Annotated in this window: 15 protein-coding genes; 5 read left to right on the top strand and 10 right to left on the bottom strand. The window is 64.2% G+C overall.

Going from position 1 to position 16,451, the window contains the following annotated elements; translation table 11 throughout:
• Positions 1 to 27 precede the first annotated feature (27 nt).
• Together NKI46_RS26035 and xseA are read right to left on the bottom strand one after the other, a co-directional pair.
• On the bottom strand, positions 28 to 1,146 hold the full coding sequence (locus NKI46_RS26035) for a DmpA family aminopeptidase (RefSeq protein WP_352748707.1): 1,119 nt from the start codon (positions 1,144 to 1,146) through the stop codon (positions 28 to 30).
• A gap of 8 nt (positions 1,147 to 1,154) precedes the next feature.
• A complete protein-coding gene (gene xseA / locus NKI46_RS26030) occupies positions 1,155 to 2,828 on the bottom strand; it encodes an exodeoxyribonuclease VII large subunit (protein ID WP_352748704.1) in 1,674 nt (557 codons plus the stop codon).
• A 91-nt stretch (positions 2,829 to 2,919) separates the two neighbouring features.
• On the opposite strand from xseA, the gene NKI46_RS26025 reads away from it, so the two are divergent.
• Complete coding sequence (locus NKI46_RS26025; protein WP_352748703.1) at positions 2,920 to 5,118, top strand: bifunctional diguanylate cyclase/phosphodiesterase; 2,199 nt, start codon at positions 2,920 to 2,922, stop codon at positions 5,116 to 5,118.
• 6 nt (positions 5,119 to 5,124) lie between these two features.
• On the opposite strand, the gene NKI46_RS26020 is transcribed toward NKI46_RS26025, so the two are convergent.
• Positions 5,125 to 6,081, bottom strand: a complete 957-nt coding sequence (locus NKI46_RS26020) for a LysR substrate-binding domain-containing protein (RefSeq protein WP_352521132.1) — start codon at positions 6,079 to 6,081, stop codon at positions 5,125 to 5,127.
• Between the two features lie 178 nt (positions 6,082 to 6,259).
• Here NKI46_RS26020 and NKI46_RS26015 point away from each other — a divergent pair, with 178 nt between their 5' ends.
• Positions 6,260 to 6,550, top strand: coding sequence for a DUF1127 domain-containing protein (locus NKI46_RS26015; RefSeq protein ID WP_023670560.1), 291 nt, complete (start codon positions 6,260 to 6,262; stop codon positions 6,548 to 6,550).
• A 232-nt stretch (positions 6,551 to 6,782) separates the two neighbouring features.
• On the opposite strand, the gene NKI46_RS26010 is transcribed toward NKI46_RS26015, so the two are convergent.
• The 4 genes from NKI46_RS26010 to NKI46_RS25995 form a co-directional block, all read right to left on the bottom strand.
• Positions 6,783 to 7,844, bottom strand: a complete 1,062-nt coding sequence (locus NKI46_RS26010; RefSeq protein ID WP_352748701.1) for a DUF937 domain-containing protein — start codon at positions 7,842 to 7,844, stop codon at positions 6,783 to 6,785.
• 90 nt (positions 7,845 to 7,934) lie between these two features.
• Positions 7,935 to 9,308 (bottom strand): glutamate--cysteine ligase, encoded by a 1,374-nt coding sequence (locus tag NKI46_RS26005; protein WP_023670558.1) that lies wholly within the window; start codon positions 9,306 to 9,308, stop codon positions 7,935 to 7,937.
• A gap of 114 nt (positions 9,309 to 9,422) precedes the next feature.
• Positions 9,423 to 10,157, bottom strand: a complete 735-nt coding sequence (locus NKI46_RS26000; RefSeq protein ID WP_352748699.1) for a 16S rRNA (uracil(1498)-N(3))-methyltransferase — start codon at positions 10,155 to 10,157, stop codon at positions 9,423 to 9,425.
• 31 nt (positions 10,158 to 10,188) lie between these two features.
• A complete protein-coding gene (locus NKI46_RS25995; RefSeq protein WP_023686822.1) occupies positions 10,189 to 10,836 on the bottom strand; it encodes a hypothetical protein in 648 nt (215 codons plus the stop codon).
• Between the two features lie 86 nt (positions 10,837 to 10,922).
• Here NKI46_RS25995 and NKI46_RS25990 point away from each other — a divergent pair, with 86 nt between their 5' ends.
• Together NKI46_RS25990 and NKI46_RS25985 are read left to right on the top strand one after the other, a co-directional pair.
• On the top strand, positions 10,923 to 11,621 hold the full coding sequence (locus NKI46_RS25990) for a type 1 glutamine amidotransferase (protein WP_023701293.1): 699 nt from the start codon (positions 10,923 to 10,925) through the stop codon (positions 11,619 to 11,621).
• Positions 11,622 to 11,992: 371 nt separating this feature from the next.
• Entirely contained in the window at positions 11,993 to 12,133 is a 141-nt protein-coding gene (locus tag NKI46_RS25985) for a hypothetical protein (RefSeq protein ID WP_352748776.1), read from the top strand.
• Here NKI46_RS25985 and NKI46_RS25980 read toward each other — a convergent pair.
• Genes NKI46_RS25980 through NKI46_RS25970 form a run of 3 tightly spaced genes read right to left on the bottom strand, consistent with a single transcriptional unit; the run spans position 12,130 to position 14,899 of the window.
• On the bottom strand, positions 12,130 to 12,897 hold the full coding sequence (locus NKI46_RS25980; protein WP_352748696.1) for a metallophosphoesterase family protein: 768 nt from the start codon (positions 12,895 to 12,897) through the stop codon (positions 12,130 to 12,132). The two genes, NKI46_RS25985 and NKI46_RS25980, sit on opposite strands and share 4 nt — an antisense overlap.
• A 55-nt stretch (positions 12,898 to 12,952) precedes the next feature.
• Entirely contained in the window at positions 12,953 to 14,089 is a 1,137-nt protein-coding gene (locus NKI46_RS25975; RefSeq protein ID WP_023715638.1) for an alpha-hydroxy acid oxidase, read from the bottom strand.
• Positions 14,090 to 14,101: 12 nt separating this feature from the next.
• The gene (locus NKI46_RS25970) at positions 14,102 to 14,899 is read right to left on the bottom strand and encodes an FCD domain-containing protein (protein WP_023695102.1); all 798 of its coding nucleotides are present in this window, start codon (positions 14,897 to 14,899) and stop codon (positions 14,102 to 14,104) included.
• A 206-nt stretch (positions 14,900 to 15,105) separates the two neighbouring features.
• Between NKI46_RS25970 and NKI46_RS25965 the strand changes: the two genes are divergently transcribed.
• Positions 15,106 to 16,431 carry a DUF3422 family protein gene (locus NKI46_RS25965; RefSeq protein ID WP_352748692.1) on the top strand — a complete coding sequence of 442 codons (1,326 nt, stop codon included), beginning with the start codon at positions 15,106 to 15,108 and terminating at the stop codon, positions 16,429 to 16,431.
• The last annotated feature ends 20 nt before the right edge of the window (positions 16,432 to 16,451 follow it).

Below are 16,451 nucleotides of genomic sequence, written 5' to 3'. Positions count from 1 at the left end.
AGGCCTGGCGCCGCCAGGCCTTGTCCTCTATCCAAATCGATCTTTCAGCCAGGCCTTCGGCAGCGCCGGCACGAAATTGCCGTCGCGTCCGCTCATATCCTCATTGGCGACCATTGCATTGAGGATCGCCTCCTCTACGCCTTGCGCCACCGCATCGAAGAACGGATCGATATCGACGTCCGGGATGTAAGCGGCGTTTGCGGTTCGTCCCGACGGTGCAAGTGCTGCTTGCGGATTGGCGGTGGTGAAGGCCAGAAAAATGTCGCCCGAACTGTGGTAGCCGAAGCCGCCTGTCATGGCGATGCCGAGCGGCACGCGCTTTGCCAGCCGCTTCATCTGGTGCGGCAGAAATGGCGCATCGGTGGCGACGATGGCGATGATCGAGTCCTTTTCGGCACGCGGCGTGCCTTCGCGCATCGCCGGCTCTACCAGATCGGGCCCGACGCGGGCGCCGCGCAGTGTGAAATTGCGCCGCTTGCCGAAATTCGCCTGCAAGAATACGCCGACCGTATGCCTGATGCCCTGCCACTCGACGATGCGCGATGCCGTGCCCGAGCCGGCCTTGAAGCCAAAGGCAATCATGCCGGTGCCGCCGCCGACACTGCCTTCCTCGATCGCTCCACCGGCGGCACCGTCGAGCGCGGCTTCGACATCTTCGAAGCCGACGTGATGACCGTTGATGTCGTTGAGGAAACCATCATAGGTCTCCGCCGCAACCGGCAGGCCCCAGCCGCTGTCGAGCGCCGCCGGCAGCACGCGTTGCATCCAACGCAGCGTGCCGTCGCGGGTGACGCCGCAGGAATGCGTGTTGGTGATCGTGACGGGCAGGTTGAAGGCGCCGACTTCCTCGATAATGTGCGACCCCGTCAACTCGCCATTGCCGTTCTGGCTGAAGACACCGGCAAACACCGGCGTGGCGAGCTCAGCCAACGGCCGCGGCAGGATGGCGGTGACGCCGGTGCGCACCGGCCCCGTGCCAACCTCGAGCAGACCCTCGCCGGAAATCAGCGTCGCATAGCCGACCGATACGCCGGGCACATCGGTGATGGTGTTGAAGCCGCCCGGCGTGCCCTCGAAGGCAATGCCGAAAGCACGGGCGCGCGGCTTGCCCGCCGGCGTTTGAAGATGCGGGTCATGTCCGGTCATGCGGTCCTCTAAAAAAGCGAGCCCTGATTGCCCGGTTCTTTCGGTTTGCTGGCCGTCGGCTTTGCGGCGGGTTTGCTGGCGGGCGGCGTGACCGCTGGTTTGGCAACGACCTGCACCCGCTCGGCGTCGCCGGTCGCGACTGCATTTACGATGCCGTCGGCGAACTCCAGCTGCAGGCCAGCGCCCGGCGCCACATCAACTGCCAGTTTGATCACCGCGCCGTCGGCATCCTTGACCAGCGCGAAGCCGCGGGCCAGCACAGCCTTGTGCGACAGCGTTGCCATCAGCCTCTCGGATTGGACGATGCGGCCGCGCAGTCGCTCCAGCCTGAGCAGTACCGCCTGCGTGCCGCGTCTCGTCAAAGCTGTCAGCAGATCCCTCTGCACGGTTTGCCGCCGTGCCGTTGGCTCGATCGTAATGCGGCCTTGCAGCAAAGCCAGTTGCTGCCTGTGCCGTTGCAGGGATGCTTTTGCGCATTTTGGCAGTTGATCCGCTGCGCGATTGAGTTCCGCGCGCCGGGCTCTCGCCAATGCGCGCAGCGCCCCCTGGGCGCGCAAAAGGTTGCGGTCGTTGGTTCGTCGCGCCTCGGCAATCCGCCGCGACAGCGTTGCCGGAGTGAGCTTCACGGCGAAGAACCGAGCTCGCTTTCTTTCGGTGGAGACCATCAGCCCCCGGCTAAGCCGGCTGGCCGCCTCGTCCAGCCGCCGTCGCGGCAGCGCCAGCAACTGGTCGGGCGAGGGCAGTGCCCGGGCCGCCGCACGCGAGGCCTGCCGCTTGCGTTCGAAATTGCGCAAGGTGGCTGCTTTGAGACGTGCGCCAAGACTGGCTAGTGTCGCTTCGAGGTCCGCTTTCACCGGCACCGCGATCTCCGCCGCACCTGTCGGCGTCGGTGCGCGGATGTCGGCGACGAGGTCGATCAAGGTCCAGTCGGTCTCGTGGCCGACGGCCGAAATCACCGGGATGCGCGAGGCGGCGACGGCGCGCGCCAGCCCTTCATCGTTGAACCCCCAGAGGTCCTCAAGGCTGCCGCCGCCGCGCGCCACGATCAGAAGGTCGGGCTGGGCAATCGCGCCATCCCAGGCCAGCGCGTTGAAGCCGTTGACGGCGGCCGTCACTTCCGCCCCCGCCGTCTCGCCCTGGACTCTTACCGGCCAGACCAGCACATGCAGCGGAAAGCGGTCCTTGATGCGATGGATGATGTCACGGATCACCGATCCGGTCGGCGAGGTGACGACGCCGATGGTGCGCGGCATGAAGGGCAGCCGCCGCTTGCGGCCGGCGTCGAACAGCCCTTCGGCCTGCAGTCGCCGCTTGCGCTCTTCCAAAAGCGCCATCAGCGCCCCGGCGCCCGCCGGCTCGAGATTGTCGATGACGATCTGGTAGTTGGATTTGCCGGGATAGGTGGTGAGTTTGCCGGTGGCGATCACCTCCATCCCCTCTTCGGGGCGGAATTTCAGCCGGCCCATCGTGCCTTTCCAGACCACCGCGTCAAGCCGCGCGCGGTCGTCCTTCAGGGTGAAATAGGCATGGCCGGAAGAGTGCGGCCCGCGATAGCCGGAAATTTCGCCGCGCACCCGCACATGGCCGAAGACATCCTCGACCGTGCGCTTCAGCGCGCCGGAAATCTCGCTCACCGTGTATTCGGTGGCATTGGTTCGTGATTCGGATTCTGCGTCGCTCATCGGCCGATTGAGCGGCTGTTGTCGCTCCGCGTCAAGATTCCATAACTTGATCTTAAGCCTGTCCTGATTGACTCTGGGCCAAGGAGGACGCATGAGCGCCCGCAGACAACGCAGCCCGTTGACGTTCCAGGTCACCCTGACGGTGCTGACGCTTGCCGTTTTTGCACTGGCCATCGTTGTCGGCTTCGGCCTTTACGCCACCATGCAGGCCGACCGGGTCTCGCTCGAGCGGCAGAAGGTTTTCCTGGCCAACGGCCTGCAGGACCAGGTCGCCGCGGTAAAGCGCGAGCAGGAAAGCGTCGCCGTCTGGGATGATTCCGTTATCAACGCCAAGGCCGGCAACCAGACCTGGATGGCAGAGAATCTCAGCGTCTGGATGTCCTCGTATTACGGCCACAACCGGGTCTATGTGCTGGACGACGCCAACCGGCCGGTCCACGCCATGCGCGAAGGGAAGGTCGTCTCGCCTGCCGTCTTTGGCGAGGACGAACCCGCTTTGCGGCCGACAATCGCCAGGTTGCGCCAGATGATGAGCAAGGACGCAAGCCAGGCCGGCGCAAAATTCGTTGCCGACGATCTGGTCTCGCTTGGCGGTCAGCCTGCCATACTCAGCGTCATGCCTCTGGTGCCGAGTTCGGATCGCGTCACCCAGGCATCCGGCAGCGAATATCTGCATGTCTCCATAGAGTTCATCAACGACGCGGTGATCGGCAAGATCGCGCAGAAATATCTTCTGGCGGGGGCGCATCTCCTGCCGATGGCTCAGCCGCTTGGCTCGGCTGCCATTCCGCTTATCGACAAACAGGGTGTCATCCTCGGCTATATTGCCTGGGACCAGGAACGGCCCGGCCTGACGCTGGTGGGCAAGGCCAGCCCGGCCCTGGCTCTGGCCGCGCTGGTTGCGGCGAGCGTGCTCGCCTTTCTGCTCCGGCGTCTGCGCCGTGCGTCATCGGCGCTGCAGACCAGCCAGGCCCAGGCGCAATATCTCGCCTTTCACGACACGCTCACCGGCCTGCCCAACCGGGCACTGTTCGAGGACAGGCTGCGGCGTGCCTTGCTTACCTCCGGCAATGAAAGCAAGGTCGCGCTGCTTTATCTCGATCTAGATCGCTTCAAGCATGTCAACGACACGCTTGGTCACCCGGCAGGCGACGAACTCGTGCGCCAGACGGCGGCCAGGCTTCAGCATACGGTTCGCGACGTCGACACGGTGGCAAGGTTGGGTGGCGACGAATTCGCGGTAATCCTGATCGATGTCCGCGACGTCAGGAACGCAGAGGATATTTCCGAGAGGGTGCTGCAGAAACTGCAGGAGCCGTTCAAACTGATGGACGATCAGGTCTTTGTCAGCGCCAGCATCGGCATAGCCTTGTCGACAGGCCCTGATGCCGATGCAGACGATCTGCTGCGCAAGGCCGACATCGCGCTCTACGAAGCCAAGAAGAACGGCCGTGGCCGCTACCAGGTCTTCGCCGGCGACATGGACGACCTTTTGCTGCGCAAGCGCAAGGTCGAGAGCGAGCTGCGCAGCGCGCTAAATGGCGGCACCGGTATCAAGCTCGCCTACCAGCCGGTCTTTGCCAGCGACGGCAAGACCATTGTCGGCGCCGAGGCGCTGATCCGCTGGGCGCATGAGGTCCATGGCGCACTGCCGGCGGCGCAGTTCATCGCCATCGCCGAGGAACGCGGCATGATCGGGCAGCTCGGCGCATGGGCCTTGCTGGAAGCCTGCCGCTTCGCTGTGAAGACAAAACTGCCGTGGCTCGCCGTCAATGTCTCGCCGCTGCAATTGCGCGACGCCGGCTTTGCCGAAGAGGTTGCCTCGATCCTCGCCGAAACGGGACTGGCGCCGAAGCGCCTGCAGCTCGAGATCACCGAAAACGTTCTCCTGGAAAACAACGACACCACCAGAGCGGCTCTGGCAGCCTTGCGCCAGTCGGGCGTCGGCATTGTGCTCGACGATTTCGGCACCGGCTATTCGTCGCTGAGCTATCTGCGCCGCCATGCCATCGACAAGCTCAAGATCGACCGCTCCTTCGTGCGGCTTCTCGACGGCGACGGCAATTCGGGCGCCATCGTCAAGGCGCTGATCGATCTCGCCGGCGCGCTCAAGGTCGAGGTCACCGCCGAGGGCGTAGAGACCGAGGTGCAAAAGGCGCTGCTGGTCGCCATGGGCTGCCAGCAGTTGCAGGGCTACCTCTTGTCGCCGCCGCTGGAGCCGGCGCAATTGGTGGCGCTGCCCGGCCTGTCGTCGGCCAACGCAACGACGGAGGCGGCAGCGTCGGCCTGATCGTTCCTACCAGCCAGGCAGGATCTGGTTCGGCTTGCTCCGCTTCATCTTGGCGAAGGCGAGCGAGGCGAAATCGAAGCTTCCCGTTTCTTCGCCGAGCGGCACGGAAATATTGTCGAGGCTTTCCGACATGTGCCGGGCCAGCGCGTCGACGATTTCGGGACGCGAGGTCTGGCCGCGCATGATGCCGATGCGGCAGTCGGGCAGGGCGCCAAAACCGTCGGCTTCGCCCAGCACTCGCATGCCGGGCCGCAGCGCGCATTCCGGCAGCACCGAGATCGCCAGCCCCGACAGCACCGCGGCGGTGATGACGGTGGCCGAGAAGCTGGTGAACAGGATTCGATAGTCGCGGTTTTGCCGGTCGAGCACATCGACGGCGGCGCGCCGCCAGATGCAGTTCGGCCGGCCGAAGGCCATCGGCAGCACTTCCTGTTCGTGCGTGGCATGGTTGGCCGAGGTCACCCATAGCAGCGGCTCGCGCCGCACCACTTCCGACTGGCCGCGCGTATCGTTGTGCGTCACCAGCGCAAGATCGAGATTGCCGCGCTTGATATGCTCGACCAAGCCTGGGGTAGGCTCGCAGATGACGGTCAGTTCGACGCGCGGGTTTGACCGTGTGAAGCGTGCCATGATTTCGGGCAGGAACCGGTCGGCATAGTCGTCGGGGGTGCCGATGCGGATGGTGCCTTCGAGCCGCTGGTCATCGAAGGCGGCCAGCGTTTCGCGGTTGAGATAGAGCAGGCGGCGCGCGTAGGAGAGCAGCTTGTCGCCTTCCTCGGTCAGCCTGTTGGTGCGGCCGTCCTTTTCGAACAGCGGCTTGCCGATCCGCTCTTCCAGCCGCCGCATCTGCATCGACACCGCCGATTGCGTGCGCAGCACTTCCTCGGCCGCGCGGGTAAAGCTGCCGGTATCGGCAATCGAGATGAAGGTCTGCAACTGGTCGAGATCGAGTGGCGCTTTCATCGGTCCAATCCATCACTAGCGTTGATGCTAAAGATTAGAAACATTCGTTGGATTAATCAATCGGTGCGTGGCAAATTCACATTGTCCGCATGAAGGCATGTGAATCGAGACCGGAACGGCCGCTGTCCTCAGCGCCGATCGCCTGGTCTTGTCCAGTTCGAGTCTGAAGGAGACCGACATGACCACGTTTGATTTCGCCACCGAGACCTCGCGCATAACCTCGCGTCCGGCCGTTGCGACGCGCGTGGCCAACACCCTTCTCAATGCCTACCAGGCCTGGAAAAATCGCCGGGCCTTCTATCGCCTCGGCGAGATGTCGGACGCCGAACTCGCCGATATCGGCCTGACACGCGCGGATCTCCATGTCGCCATCGATGTGCCGTTCGGCGCCGATCCGACCGTGAAGCTGCGTGCGATTGCGAGCGATCGTGCCGATACGATCGAAGATCTCGCCCGCCAGATAGCGTGATATCGGGCGCATTGTTTCGGTTGCCGTGAACCTTTCTCAGGCTCGCTGCGACCAACGAGTATAGCAGGCTCCCCACTCCCTACCGGTCCCCGCCGGCCAGCCTGCACACTGGCCCGGTCCTCCTCCAGGACCGGGCTTTTCTTTTAAAGCTCCGTCGTCATCGTGCGGTCTGCGCCGCGTCGCTTCGTTCCTTGCTCCGAAGCCGCGAAGGTCAGCGCCCAACTACCGCCAACTACCGCCGGTCCATGTCCCGCTTGAACTGGTCGAAGATCGTTTCCACGCCCTTCTGATACTCCTCGCGCTGCTGGGCGCCGGTCTCGAACATCTTGCCGAAAATATCGTCGAACGGATTGCGTGGCCTGCCGCTCGGATTGGCCTGCGGTTGCGGCGCCTGGCGCTCCTGCGGTGCCTGTCGCGGCTGGGGTGCTTGCGGCTGCTGCGGCGCCGGCTGCCCACCGGGCAGGCCGAAGCCGCCACCACCGCCTTGCCGCATCATCTCTTCAAAAATCTTGCCCAGCGGGTTATCGCCGTAAGGGCTCTGCGTCTGTTGCGGCTGTGTTGGCTGCTGCGGCCGGCCCTGCGGTTGCTGTGCCGCGCCACCGCCGAACATGTCCTGCAGCACCTTGCCCAGCGGATTGTCGCCATAGGGGTTGGGCGCCTGTTGCGGCTGGCTTTGCGGCTGTTGCGCGCCGCCGCCGAACATGTCCTGCAGCACTTTGCCCAGCGGGTTCTCACCGTAAGGATTGGGTGCTGGCTGCGGCGCAGGCTGTGCCCCGCCGCCGGCCTGCCGCATCATCTGTTCGATGATCTCGCCGAGCGGATTGCTGCCGCCGCCGAAGCCACCGGCGGCCTGCATCTGACCCCCGGTCAACTGGTTTGTCGTCTGCTTGAACAATCCGCCCATCACCATCGAAGCGATGGCCGGCAGCATCTGCTGCAAGATCTGCTGGCTGACGCCGGTCGCCTGCGCGGCCTGGCTGGCCACCGCGCGCGACAGCTCCTTCGAGCCGAACAGATGACCCAGAATGCCATTGCCCTCATTGACGCCTTGCGGTGAGAAAGCCCTGGTCGCGTCCTCGAAATATTTGGCGTGCTGGCCGCTCGCCATCGCCGTCATGAAGGCGCCTAGCCCATAGGGATCGGCGGTGTTGCGTTGCAGCCCTTGCGAGAAGGCCGGCAGCAGAGCGGCGACAGCCGCCTGCGTCTGCTGCATGGAAAGCCCGTACTGCTGGGCAAGCGCCTGCATGCCGTTGCCGTTCTGCGCCTGCGCCAATATGTCGAACAAGGTAGGCATCGGTTTCTCCTCCCGGAAATCCTCGAGGGAGAACCTAGTTCGTTTCGATGTTCGATTGAAGCGGCTTTTGCCGCTGCTCGAGGCGCGACGCTAATACGCATATTCCATGAACACCGGCTCGATCGAGCCGCCCCAGCGCGTGTGGTAGGCCGACAGCATTTCCTCGGCACTGGTGGTACCGCGTGCCACGACTTCGTCCAGCGTGTTGAGGAACGAGGTCTCGTCATAGCCGTCGCGGTTTTTCCTGCCGCGATTTTTGAGCCCAAGGCGCGAAATGGTCATTACATCGCGGCCGATCTCACGCAGCGTCGTGTTGCGGAACGGCGCGGAAATGCCTTGTTCCGGCACCGCATTGCGCATCGCCAGCGTTTCTTCATAGGTCCAGCTCGAAGTCAGCGCCTCGGCGGCGTCGAGCGCGGCCTCGTCATAGAGCAGCCCGACCCAAAAGGCCGGCAGCGCGCAGATGCGGCGCCACGGCCCGCCATCGGCGCCGCGCATTTCGAGGAAGCGCTTCAGCCTGACGTCAGGGAACAGGGTCGACAGATGGTTCGCCCAGTCGCCCATGGTGGGCAGTCCGTCCGGTACTTCATTGCGGGCAACGCCGGCCATGAACTGGCGGAAGGTGATGTGCGTCATGTCGTGATAGTGGCCGTCGCGGATGACGAAATACATCGGCACGTCGAGCGCCCATTCGACATAGTCGGCAAAGCCGAACTCGGGCGAGAAGCAGAATTCGAGCAGGCCCGAGCGTTGGTTGTCGGTGTCGCGCCAGATGTCGCCGCGCCAGCTCTGCAGCCCGTTCGGCCGGCTGTCGGTGAAGGGCGAGTTGGCAAACAGCGCCGTCGACAGTGGCTGCAGCTTCAGCGACACCTGCATCTTGCGGCGCATGTCGGCTTCGCTTTCGAAGTCGAGGTTCACCTGGATGGTGCAGGTGCGATACATCATGTCGAGACCCTTGGTGCCGACCTTGGGCATGTAGCGGGTCATGATTTCGTAGCGCGATTTCGGCATTTTCGGCGTCTCGGCCAGCGACCATTTCGGGCTGCCGCCGAGGCCGAGAAAGCGGATGCCCATCGGCTCGGCGATCTCGCGTACCTGCGCCAGATGCGCATTGCCCTCCCGGCAGGTCTGGTGGATCGTTTCCAGCGGCGCGCCCGACAGCTCGAACTGGCCGCCAGGCTCCAGCGAGATCGCGCCCTGTCCGGTCGGCTCGACCAGGCCGATGATGCGGCCGTCATCGATGATCGGGTCCCAGCCGAGCTTTTGCTGCATGCCTTCGAGGATGGCGCGGATGCCGCGCTCGCCGCCATAAGGCACCGGCGCGTTGCCGTCGACATAGAAGGGGAACTTCTCGTGCTCGGTCCCGATGCGCCACTTGTCGCGCGGCTTGTTGCCTTCGGCCAGATGCTCGACCAGTTCGTCGATGCCTTCGATTGGCCGGAAATCGGTTGTGTCGCGCGCCATGGGGCCCCCTCTGCGGCTCTCGGAGCCCGCCGGCGCTAAATGGACGAAATGTCAGCAGCCGATCAAGCGAAAAATCCTGAGCCACAGGTCAACAGGAATTGATCTTTACGCCTCTTACCAGTCTCCGACCGTCGCCTGCATCACCGCAAGCGCCGCTACAGCTGCTGTGTCAGCGCGCAGGATGCGCGGTCCGAGCGGGATGGCAGTGACGAAGGGGAGCGCCCGCAGCATCTTGCGTTCGTCGTCGGAAAAGCCGCCCTCCGGCCCGACCAGCAGCGCCAGCTTCCTCTCCGGCACCGCCTGCAATGCCGGCAGCGGGTTGTTGGTCGAGGCATCCTCGTCGCAGAAGATAAGCCGGCGTTCCTTGTCCCAGCCGGAGAGCAGGCGCTCGAATTTCTCGGCCTCGCGCACTTCCGGCACCGCCAGTATGCCGCATTGCTCGGCCGCCTCGACGACATTGGCGCGCAGCCGGTCGATGGAGGGTTTTGCCACTTGCGTGTGCTGGGTGATTACCGGCTGCAGGATGCCGGCGCCCATCTCGACCGCCTTCTGCACGAGATAGTCTAGCCGGCCCTGTTTCAGCGGCGCGAAGCAATAGATCAGGTCAGGCAGGGGCGGTTGCGGTCTCTGCGGGGCCAGCACCTTCAGCCGCACCGCCCTTTTCGACCTGGTGGCAATCGCCGCCGACCACTCGCCGTCGCGGCCGTTGAAGACCAGGATCTCGGCGCCTTCGCCGAGCCGCAGCACATGCGTGAGATAATGGCTCTGCTGCTGGCCGGCATCGAATTCGATGCCTGCCGCGAGGTCGTCCGGCACGAACAGCCGCTGCATCTTGTAATTGGCGCGCATCGCCGAGGAATGGGCGAGGCGGTGCCTGGCGTCAAGTCTCGGCGGAACGATGCCACACCGGTTCAAAACCGTGCCGCAGCACCGAAACGGTCGTGGCCGGTGTGAGCAGGCGCAGCGACCGGCCGGCAAGGCTGTCGAAGGCCGCCGCATCGCCATAGCCTGCGAACGACCAGGGCAGCGCGTTGCCGCCGCGCAGCGCATAGGCCGAGCCGCCATCCGCGATCATCGCTCCGTCCGGCAATTCGGCAAGCTCTCCCATGGTGACATCAGGTGGCTTGCCGCCGGAAGCCAGCCGCTCCTTGTGCAGCCGCTTGTCCACCATTGGCGCGCGCGGTTCGTTTACACCGAAGACTTTGCCGAAACGCCCGACAAAATCCGTGGCTCGCTCACGCCGGCAATAGAAACAGGGACGGTGCCCGGCGGCCAGCGCCGTCACCTCGTCGAGGAAGAACAACTCGGTCCAGCCGGCCCTGCCGCCCGGCCTGTTCCTGCCCATCGGCTCGCGCCGCGCATTGCGGAATTGGCAGACGCAGATGATCCAGGCCGGCAAGGCCCAACGCTTTTTCAGCAGCGTCTTGGTCTCAGGATCGTGGATGATGCCGCGATTGCCGGTGAACAGGCCGCGCTCGGATATGGCATGGATGGCGCCGAACGGATCGACCCGGTTCTGCAGTGGCATAGCTCTCTCCCGAATACGCATCTTGGCTGCAATACGGGCGACATGATATCGCTCGTCGCGTCATTTCATGTCAGCAGGGTTTTGCGATGCGGGTGCTGGTGGTCCAGAACTACGACAACACCGGCCTTGGCCAGGTTGGTGCCGCGCTCGCCGAAGCCGGCGCCGATCTCGACCTGCGCCGGCCCTACAAGGGCGATGCGCTGCCGGACGACGCGACCGGACACGATGCCATGGTGATGCTTGGCGGCGGTCAGAATGCGCTGGCCGACGATGACTACCCGTATTTCCCGGCGCTGCTCGAACTGACCCGCGATTTCGCCGCCAAGGATCGCTCGGTTCTCGGTATCTGCCTGGGCAGCCAGTTGGTTGCCCGCACTTTCGGCGGTGAGAACCAGATCGGCGGCGCCTCGGAATTCGGCTGGCACAAGGTATCGCTGACGCCGGACGCCAGAACCGATCCGGTGCTTGGCGCACTTCCCCAGGATTTCCCCATCTTCGAATGGCACGACGACACTTTCGCGCTGCCGTCAAATGCGGTGCGGCTTGCCGGCAGCGAAATTGCTGAGAACCAGGCGTTCCGAATCGGCCGCGCCGTCTACGGCTTCCAGTTCCATTTCGAGGCCGACCGGCCGATGGTGAGGGACTGGAGCACGTCCTTCGCGCCGCTGATTGCCGATCGCCATCCCGACTGGCACGATCGCCTCGACAGCGAAATGGCACGCAACGGCCCCGAGGCCGACGCCGCGGGCTTGGCCATTGCCCGCGCCTGGGTGGCGACGATCTGAGACTGGCCGCGCGCAGTCAGCAATTCCAGGAAAAGTGTGAAGCGGTTTTCCGTCCGAAATTGCGTCAGATAAAAGGATAGAGCGGTTCGCCGTAGCGGCGAACCGCTCTATCCGTTGCATAATTGGCACGCGGCGGGGAATCTGCCGGGGACAACTTCTTTCGTCCTTGGTTTGTGGCCGAACGCTATCCTACAAGGCGCGCGCTATACATCGGCAATGCAACCGCGATGAACCTTCTGTGTGATCCGCGCGACACACCGCCGATACAGAATCGACCTACAAGCGCGAAATCGTCGAAACTTTGAGACGAATTCTCGGTTTCAACCCATTGGTAACCGCCTCGTGCCCAGATGCAGGAAGCTCAACTAGAGATGACGTCCGTGAAAGCAGCGCTTCTGTCCTTTGTCATGCTGTCTGCCATCGTTTTGTGCGGTCTCGGCATTTATTCCGCCGATGCAGCCAACAACCATCAGGCCGTCGACGGCTACGGCGTCACCGCCGGGCTTCGCTAAAACGCTTTTCCCTGCACAGTCAGGATACGCTTGTCCGCGCCGTCCACGGCGAGCGCGCTGAGCATGCCTGACTGCCAGGCGAGCGTGTCGACATTGACGCGGTTCGGCATCACCTCCGCCTCCGGCACCGGTGTGTGGCCGTGCACGATCACCTTCGGGTAAAGCCCTGGATGGTTGTGGAAGACGTCGCGTATCCAGACCAGATCCTGCGGGCTCTGGCTCTCCAGCGGCACGTAAGGCCTGACGCCAGCATGGCAGAAGAAGAAATCACCTGATATCAGTGACAATTGCAGCGACCGCAGGAAGTCGACATGGGCCTGCGGTACAGCATTGACCAGTGCCTGGTGTCCCCGCCGTAACGCCTCGGCCTTGCCGAACCAGCTTGCGTGTCCCGCTAGGTCGACGCCATAGGATTGTGCCGTCTGCACGCCGCCATAGCGGATGAACAGCCCTTCCGGGTCAGGCTCGTCGAGAAAATCGAGGAAGCCGATATCGTGGTTGCCGGCGAGCATCAGATGCCGTGGATCGCGTTTCTGTGCCTCGATCAGGAAGTCTATGACGCCCTTGGACTCTGGTCCGCGGTCGACATAGTCGCCGAGGTGGATGACGCGCCAATCGCTGGTCGGCTTGTATTCGAGTTCGCTCTCGATGCGGCGATGCATGGCGGCGAGCAGATCGAGCCGGCCATGCACGTCGCCGATCGCATAGAGGCGCACGCCATCGGGCGCGCGCGCGTCGAGGTAGTGGATGCCGGTCTCGGTCAAGGCGGCTTCGTCTCCGTGATCCAGCGAGGCTAGGGTCTAATCGGTGAACAAGACCCTATCGCCGCAACTGGTCCTTGCCCATCTCGGTCACCAGCCGTTTGCCGCACAGTGCCAGCGTGATGTCCATCTCCTTGCGGATGATGTCCAGCGCCAGGGTCACGCCTTGCTTGCCCATGGCGCCCAACCCGTACAGGAACGGGCGGCCGATATAGGTGCCCTTGGCGCCGAGGCAAAGCGCCTTCAGCACGTCCTGGCCCGAGCGGATGCCGCCGTCCATATGCACCTCGATCCTGTCGCCGACGGCATCGGCGATCTCCTCCAGCGCCATGATTGACGACGATGCGCCGTCGAGCTGGCGCCCGCCATGGTTGGAAACGATGATGGCGTCGGCGCCGGTCTCGACCGCCATCAGCGCGTCCTCTTTGTCGAGAATACCTTTCAGGATCAGCTTGCCGCCCCAGCGCTCCTTGATCCAGGCGACGTCCTTCCACGACAGGTGCGGGTCGAACTGCTCCGTCGTCCACGATGCCAGCGAAGCGACGTCGCCGACGCCCTTGGCATGGCCGACAATGTTGCGGAAGGTGCGGCGCTTGGTGCCGGCAATGCCCATCAGCCAGCGCGGCCGCATGGCGATGTTGGCAATGTTGGCCAGCGTCATCTTGGGCGGCGCCGACAGCCCGTTGCGGACATCCTTGTGGCGCTGCCCCAGGATCTGCAGGTCGAGCGTCAACACCAGCGCCGAGCATTTTGCAGCCTTCGCCCTGTCGATCAGGTCGAGCACGAAATCCTTGTCGCGAAGCACGTAGAGCTGGAACCAGAACGGCTTCTTCGTCACCGACGCGACATCCTCGATCGAGCAGATGCTCATCGTCGACAGCGTGAACGGCACGCCGAATTCCTCTGCCGCCTGCGCCGCCAGCATCTCGCCATCGGCATGCTGCATGCCGGTCATTCCAGTTGGGGCAAGCGCCACCGGTATCGCCACTTTCTCGCCGATCATGGTCGATTCCAGCGAGCGGTTGCTCATGTCGACCAGCACGCGCTGACGGAATTTTATCTTCTGGAAGTCCTCCTCGTTGGCGCGGTAGGTGCTTTCGGTCCAGGCGCCGGAATCGGCATAGTCGTAGAACATCTTCGGCACCCGCCGGCGCGCCAGGTCCTTGAGATCGGCAATGGTGAGGATGTCGCTCATGGTGGTTCCTCGTTAGCCAGTCGTCTTGAAGCCGTCGTCGGCGTCGGAGCGCTGCTTAAGCCTGAGCCGCGACACGCGCTGCCAGTCGCCGCTGCGTTCGGCCTCGAGCATCGAGCGCTCGACATAGGAGATATGGTCCATCGCCGCCTGGCGGGCAGCTGAGGGATCGCCGGCCTTCACGGCTTTGTAGATCGCGCCGTGCTGGGCCAGCAGCGCCTCGCGCGCTCCGGGCACGCTGAACACCAGAAGCCGGTTCTGGAACACGCCTTCAGACAGCAGCCGGTAGCAGGAGCGCAGCGTGTGCAAGAGGATGATGTTGTGCGCGCATTCGCACACAGCATGGTGGAACTCGACGTCGATTTCCGCCTCGTCGTCGAAATCGCCGGTGCGGTGCGCCTCGTCCATGCGCGCCATGATGCGGTCGAGCAGCGCAATGTCGTCCGCTGTCGCGCGCCGCGCCGCATATTCGGCCGCAACACCTTCGATCTCGCGGCGGTATTCCAGATAGTCGGTCACCGCCTTGCGGTGCATCGAGATGAGGTCGGTCACCGGCTTGGTGAACAACTGGCCGATGACGTCGGCGACATGGGTGCCGCCGCCGGCCTTGGTGATCAGCAGCCCGCGCCCTTCCAGCGCCTTCAGCGCATCGCGCAGGATCGGCCGCGACACGTCGAACTGGCGCGCCAGCTCGCGCTCGCCCGGCAGCCGGTCGCCGGTGCGCAGCACGCCTTCAAGGATCAGGCTTTCGATCTGCTGCACCACCTCGTCGGCGGTGCGCGAATGCTCGATCCTGGAGAAAATATCGCTCAACGGGGGCCTGGGAAATTGAACCGGCGTCGCGCAAGATAAAGCCAGCGTCGCCAACTGGTCAAATTATTTATCCAATTCGCCCAATCGGGTCGGTCTGCGCGTCGCGCCGGCAGGACCTACGATGCTAGACTTTGGTGTTTACGCGCCTCATGGATTGCCTTTAGAGGACGCCATCACACGAAGGGTCGAGAACAGGGGGGACCACCGTGTCGGACGAGACGTCCAACCTCGAATTCCAGCCGCGCGCCCAGGGCAGCGTGATGGGCTTTCCCGCGCATGAGGGACGGCCCGGCGCGATCGGCGAGGTCCATGCCCGGCCGCATCCGCTGATCGAGAAGCCGCGCGTGCTTGTGCAACTCGCCTTCATGACCGAGGGCGGCGCCGGCGTCGACATGGCCGTGCTCTCCGAACTGTCGCGGCGCCTCGGCATCGCGGCGCCCGACCGTCATGCCCGCCACCACGCCATGAAGTGGGGCAAGGGTACGCTGCGCTGGGAGCGGCATACGGAATTTTCGACCTATCTGTGGGAAGGCCCGCTGGCCGAAAGCAGCAGGGCGGCGCAAGAAGACTGTCCCTTCGGCAACGGCTTTTCGCCGCCGGGAACGGTCATTTCAGGGATAAGGCTCGAAATCCGCAAATGGACGCAGGCGAGCGAAAAGCTGATCGCGGCCTTCGACCCGACGAGCCTGTGCTATTCGCTGGTCGAGCGCGGCAACGCGGCCATCATCACCGACTTCCGCCAGGACGGCGACGGCCTGACCCGCATCCTGGTGCTCGATCGCGGCCTCACGCCGGCGCGGACCGGCGCGCTGACGCAGCGGCTGATCGACCTCGAGACGTATCGCACGCTTGCCATGCTCGGCCTGCCGCTGGCGCTGACCCTGTCGAGCCGCGCCCGCCGCATCGAGGACCGGCTGGCGCAGACCACGCTGGAAATGAAGGTCGCTGAAACCCGCGACAGCCAGACGCTGCTCGCCGACCTGACCGAGCTTGCCGCTGAACTCGAGGCTGATGCCGCCTCCAGCCTCTATCGCTTCGGCGCCAGCCGCGCCTATGACGGCATCGTTGTCGAGCGGCTGCAAGCGCTGGACGAAGAAGCCGTGCCCGGCTATGACACTTGGGGCGGCTTCCTGCAGCGGCGGGTGGCGCCTGCCATGCGCACCTGCCGTTCGGTCGAGGAGCGCCAGGCCAACCTGTCGCGCAAACTAACCCGCGCCACCACGCTGCTGCGCACCTGGGTCGATGTCGAGGTCGAGAAGCAGAACCGCGATCTGCTGGCGTCGATGAACAACCGCGCCCGGCTGCAACTGCGGCTGCAACAGACGGTGGAAGGCCTGTCGGTGGCAGCAGTGTCCTACTATGTCGTCGGCCTGATCTCCTATCTCGCCAAGGGCGCCTCGATCTTCGGCCATGCCTTTGCACCCGAAATCGTCACTGCCGCGGCGGTGCCGGTCGCTATCGTGCTGGTCTGGTGGGGCGTGCGGCGAGTCAGGCGGATGCATTCCGAGCCGGCGAAACATCCGGGGGAGTGAGAAGCGGTCCGCGCAGCGGA

This window comes from Mesorhizobium sp. M0615, assembly GCF_040320805.1.
Taxonomy (GTDB): Bacteria; Pseudomonadota; Alphaproteobacteria; order Rhizobiales; family Rhizobiaceae; genus Mesorhizobium.
Note: the sequence above shows the minus strand (reverse complement) of the source record. Positions and strands in the feature narration are given on the sequence as shown.

Excerpts from the sequence above, each read along its gene's own strand:
- NKI46_RS26035 (WP_352748707.1), bottom strand. The coding sequence starts at position 1,146 with ATGACCGGACATGACCCGCATCTTCAAACGCCGGCGGGCAAGCCGCGC.
- xseA (WP_352748704.1), bottom strand. The coding sequence starts at position 2,828 with ATGAGCGACGCAGAATCCGAATCACGAACCAATGCCACCGAATACACG.
- NKI46_RS26025 (WP_352748703.1), top strand. The coding sequence starts at position 2,920 with ATGAGCGCCCGCAGACAACGCAGCCCGTTGACGTTCCAGGTCACCCTG.
- NKI46_RS26020 (WP_352521132.1), bottom strand. The coding sequence starts at position 6,081 with ATGAAAGCGCCACTCGATCTCGACCAGTTGCAGACCTTCATCTCGATT.
- NKI46_RS26015 (WP_023670560.1), top strand. The coding sequence starts at position 6,260 with ATGACCACGTTTGATTTCGCCACCGAGACCTCGCGCATAACCTCGCGT.
- NKI46_RS26010 (WP_352748701.1), bottom strand. The coding sequence starts at position 7,844 with ATGCCTACCTTGTTCGACATATTGGCGCAGGCGCAGAACGGCAACGGC.
- NKI46_RS26005 (WP_023670558.1), bottom strand. The coding sequence starts at position 9,308 with ATGGCGCGCGACACAACCGATTTCCGGCCAATCGAAGGCATCGACGAA.
- NKI46_RS26000 (WP_352748699.1), bottom strand. The coding sequence starts at position 10,157 with ATGCGCGCCAATTACAAGATGCAGCGGCTGTTCGTGCCGGACGACCTC.
- NKI46_RS25995 (WP_023686822.1), bottom strand. The coding sequence starts at position 10,836 with ATGCCACTGCAGAACCGGGTCGATCCGTTCGGCGCCATCCATGCCATA.
- NKI46_RS25990 (WP_023701293.1), top strand. The coding sequence starts at position 10,923 with ATGCGGGTGCTGGTGGTCCAGAACTACGACAACACCGGCCTTGGCCAG.
- NKI46_RS25985 (WP_352748776.1), top strand. The coding sequence starts at position 11,993 with ATGACGTCCGTGAAAGCAGCGCTTCTGTCCTTTGTCATGCTGTCTGCC.
- NKI46_RS25975 (WP_023715638.1), bottom strand. The coding sequence starts at position 14,089 with ATGAGCGACATCCTCACCATTGCCGATCTCAAGGACCTGGCGCGCCGG.